This is a genomic window from Micrococcus sp., from assembly GCF_030523875.1.
GTDB lineage: Bacteria > Actinomycetota > Actinomycetes > Actinomycetales > Micrococcaceae > Micrococcus.
Genome location: NZ_JAUNHR010000124.1, coordinates 1 through 4,150 on the forward strand (window position 1 = coordinate 1; position 4,150 = coordinate 4,150).

Here is a 4,150-nt window from a genome sequence, read left to right on the forward strand (position 1 = left end):
GGAGCGGGCGCCGGCCGGGCGGCCACCCGCGCGGCCATGGGCAGCGCGACGTCGGGACGCACCTTGACCGGCCATCCCCCGGTGCCGTGGTGCGGGATGTCCGGCACGGCGTCGGGGACCTCGACGCCCCGGCGGCGCAGCGCGGCGGCGCGGCGGTCCGCGGCGAGCCAGGCGCGCCAGCGCTCGCGGGTGGCGTCCAGGTAGTCCGGGTCCGGCAGCGTCGCGGGACGGTGCAGGTCCCATGCGCGCACCGCCTGCACGGACACCGCCCGGGCGCCGGTGCGGCGGACGGTGCCCTCGATCAGCAGCAGCCGCGCGGAGAAGAGCATCTCCCCCGAGGCGTGCTGGGCCTCGGTGAAGAAGGAGGCGTCCACGCAGCCGGTGCCGTCGTCCACCGTGAGGAACACCACGCGCTTGCCCGAGCGCATGGGCGGGGTCTGGGTGGCCACCCGCACCCCGGCCACGAGCACGCGGGACTGCGTGCGCAGGGACAGCAGGTCCTTCGCCCGGGTGACGCCGAGGGCGTCCAGGTAGGGGGCGTGGGAGTCCATGAGGTGGGCGGTCACGTCCAGGGCGGTGAGGTCCAGCTCGGTGCGCACGGCCGCGTCCCGGGAGGGGTCCGGGAACAGCGGGGCCAGGGCGGTGAGCTCGACGTCCGGCAGGTCGAGGCTGAGCTGGCCCTCCACCTGGCGGGCCCGGGCGGTCCGCGAGCGCGTGGCCAGGCGTCCGGGCGACCCGGAGCGGGTGGCGGAGTGCTGCATCTCGAGGTGGTGGACGAGGTCGGTGCGGGAGGCGCCGCCCGGGGGCAGGAGGGAGTCGAGGGCGCCGAGCTGGGCGAGCCGTTCGAGGTTGCGCGCGGTGGGGCGGGCACGGTCGCGCACGTCGGCGAGGCTGGCGTAGGGCCGTCCGGCGTCGAGGCGGTCGACCTCGGCGTCGCTGAGCCCGGAGAGGGCGGTGAGGGGCAGGCGGATGCCCCAGCGGCCGGCGTCGGGAGCGGCGTGCGAGGCGGGACGACCGTCCACCTCGGGGTGGGAGGGGATGCGCTCGATCCGGACGTGGCGGGTGGAGCGGTTGACGTCCACGGGCAGGACGGGGATGCCCATGCGGCGGGCCTCGGCGACCATGAGGCGGGCGGGGTACATGCCGGGGTCGTGCTCGAGGATCGCGGCCATGAAGGCGGCGGGGTGGTGGGTCTTGAGCCACGCGGAGTGGTAGGTGGGCACGGCGAAGGCGGCGCCGTGGGCCTTGCAGAAGCCGAAGGAGCCGAAGGCGTGGAGGGTGGCCCAGACCTCGTCGATGACGTCCAGGCCGTAGCCCTTCTCGAGGGCGGCGGAGCGGAAGAACGCCTCGACGCGCCGCTCCTCGGGTCCGCCGATGAGTCGGCGCAGCTCGTCGGCGCGGGCGAGGCCGCAGCCGGTCATCACGTCCATGGTGCGCAGGACCTGCTCGTGGAAGACGGTGACGCCGTGGGTCTCGGCGAGGACGGGCTCGAGGTCGGGGTGGGGGTAGCGGGCGGGGGCCCAGCCGTGGCGGTGCTCGAGGAAGGGCCGGACCATGTCGGACTGCATGGGGCCGGGACGGAACAGGGAGATGTCCACGGTGAGGTCGTTGAACTCCCGCGGCTCGAGCTTGCCGATGAGCTCGCGCTGGCCGGGCGACTCGATCTGGAAGCACCCGAGGGTGTGGGTGGTGCGGATCATCTCGTAGGTGGCGCGGTCGTCCAGGGGGACCTTCTCGAGGTCGATCCGCTCCCCCGTGGTGCGCTCCACCTCCTGGAGGGTGTAGGCGATGGCGGACTGCATGCGCACGCCGAGGATGTCGAGCTTGAGGAAGCCCATGGGGTCCATGTCGTGCTTGTCGAACTGGCTCATGGGCAGGCCCATCCCGGAGGGCTGCACGGGGGTGCGGTCCAGCAGGTGGGCGTCGGAGAGGATGACGCCGCAGGGGTGCATGGAGATGTGGCGGGGCAGGCGGTCGAGGCGCTCGGTGAGGTCGACGAGCAGGTCGAGCTGGTGGCGTCCCTCACGGCGGCCGGAGTCGATCCGCCGGGCGAGGTCGGAGAGCTCGGGCATGCGGGTGAGGGCGCCCCGGAAGTCGGAGGCGGAGAAGCGCCAGAGCTGCTTGGCGATCCCGTCCACCTCGTGCTCGTCCATGCCGAGGGCCAGGCCGGCGTCGCGGACGGCGCCGCGGGCGCGGTAGGCGTTCTGCATGCTCATCAGGGTGGTGCGCTCGGGCCCGAAGCGGGCGACGACGGCGTGGTAGATCTCGTGCCGGCGGGCGGACTCCACGTCCAGGTCGATGTCCGGGAGGGTGGAGCGGTCGTCCGAGAGGAAGCGCTCCATGATCAGGCCGTTGGCCATGGGGTCCACGTGGGAGATGCGCAGGGCGTGGTTGACGAGCGAGGACGCGCCGGAGCCGCGGGCGGCCACGCGCACGCCCATGCCCTCGATGAGGTCCACGACGGCGGCCACCGTGAGGAAGTACCCGGCGAAGCCCAGGCGGGAGATGATGCCGAGCTCGTGCTCGGCACGGTCCTCGAGATCCCGGGCGGCGCGGCCGGTGCCGAACCGGCCGGCCCCGGTGTGCAGGGCCGGGTAGCGGGCGGCGAGGCCCTCGAGGGTGCGGCGGCGCAGCACCGTGTCCGGGTCCCCCTCGATGCCGACGACGGCGGCCTCGGGCACACGGGGCACACCCCAGCCGAGGTCGGTCTCGGGGTCGATCGCGCAGGCCTCGGCGAGGGCGCGGGTGGCGTCCAGGAGCGGGCCGGGGCGCTCGTCGGCGGCGTCCGCGACCTCCCGGGCGATCCGGTGCATGGCCTCGGTGGGCTTGAGCCAGCCCTGGCCGTTGGGCTGGAGGTCGTGGACCGCGTCCAGGGAGGACAGGGCACGGACGGCGTCCAGGACGTCCGCGGTGGCGGCCCCGTCCGGGGCGGCGTACCGGACGGCGTTGGCGAGCACGGCCGGGACGCGGGCGACGCGGGCGGCGCGCAGCATCTTCACGGCGTGGCCGGTGTCCAGGCGCTGACCGGGGGCGGAGAGGTGGCTGACCACCTCCACGTGGAGCGCCCCGGGGGGCAGGGCGGAGCGCCAGCGCCGCAGCGCGGCGGCCCCGGCGGCGGTGTGGCGGCGCGCCAGGTGGCGGCCGAGGTCCGAGTCCGGGCCGAGGAGCACGGCGAGCTCGGGCGTGGCGGGCCGGGAGGGGTCCGCGGCGTGGGGCACGGGGCCGGCTGCGGCGGCGGCGAGCTCGGCCACGGACGCCCACGGCTCCCCGCCGGCGGAGCCTCCGGAGGTGCGGGCGTGCGCGGCGGAGACCACCCGGCACAGGGCGCGGTATCCGGTTCCCTGCCGGCGGCCGCGGGCCAGGACCACCACGCGGCCGGCGGGGTCGTCCTCGGCCCAGCGCACGGCGAGGTCCACGCCCACGATCGGGGTGATCCCGTGGCGCAGGCAGGCGGCCACGTGCTTGGCGGTGCCGTAGAGGCCGTCCCGGTCCGTGCAGGCGAGCAGGTCCATGCCCGCGGCGGCGGCCGCGGCGGCCAGGTCCGCGGGCCAGCTCACCCCGTGGTGGGCGCTGAAGGCGGAGACCACGTGCAGGTGCGGGAAGGCGCTCATGCGCTGCGCCGCAGGGTGCCCGCCGCGGCGGGTTCGTGCACGCGCACGAGCCGCCAGCGTCCCGAGTCGATGTGGTGCGCCACGTCCACGGTCCGCACGGGGGCGTGCGACGCGCGGGCCAGGCACACCTGCAGGCGCCAGATCTCGTGGTCCACGAGGCCGGGGCCGCGGCCCTTCTCCGCGCGCACCTCCTCCGCCCACCAGCGCCGGCGCTCGAACCAGCGCAGCGGACGCTCGGCCAGGACGTACTCCCGGCCCTCCCAGCGCAGGCGGGCGGGCGCCCCGTCCTGCGCGCACTCCACGGCGACGGACTGCGTGAAGGTCCCCATGTTCTCTCCCTGGATGGCTGACGATCGGAGCCCGCCGGCGGACTGCCGACAGGCCTCGGGGTGCGGCCACCCGGTGGGAAGAACCGGGCGGGGGAAGAATGCGGGGAAGCAGGAGGGCTCGTGGTCCTCGGATGCCGCACACCCATCGTACTCGAACACATGTTCGAACTCGATGCTCCCAACGTAGGAAGCGGGGCGGACACGTTAAGG

At 75.3% G+C, this 4,150-nt stretch carries 2 protein-coding genes; both read right to left on the reverse strand.

The window, feature by feature from the left end:
* Positions 1–3,611 (reverse strand): DNA polymerase III subunit alpha (locus Q4D18_RS11190; RefSeq protein ID WP_303128444.1); only part of this gene is annotated, 3,611 nt, incomplete at its 3' end.
* Positions 3,608–3,940: a DUF6504 family protein gene (locus tag Q4D18_RS11195; protein ID WP_303128447.1), complete on the reverse strand. Its 333-nt coding sequence runs from the start codon at positions 3,938–3,940 to the stop codon at positions 3,608–3,610. The genes Q4D18_RS11190 and Q4D18_RS11195, both read right to left, overlap by 4 nt.
* Positions 3,941–4,150: the final 210 nt, after the last annotated feature.

Excerpts from the sequence above, each read along its gene's own strand:
- Q4D18_RS11195 (WP_303128447.1), bottom strand. The coding sequence starts at position 3,940 with ATGGGGACCTTCACGCAGTCCGTCGCCGTGGAGTGCGCGCAGGACGGG.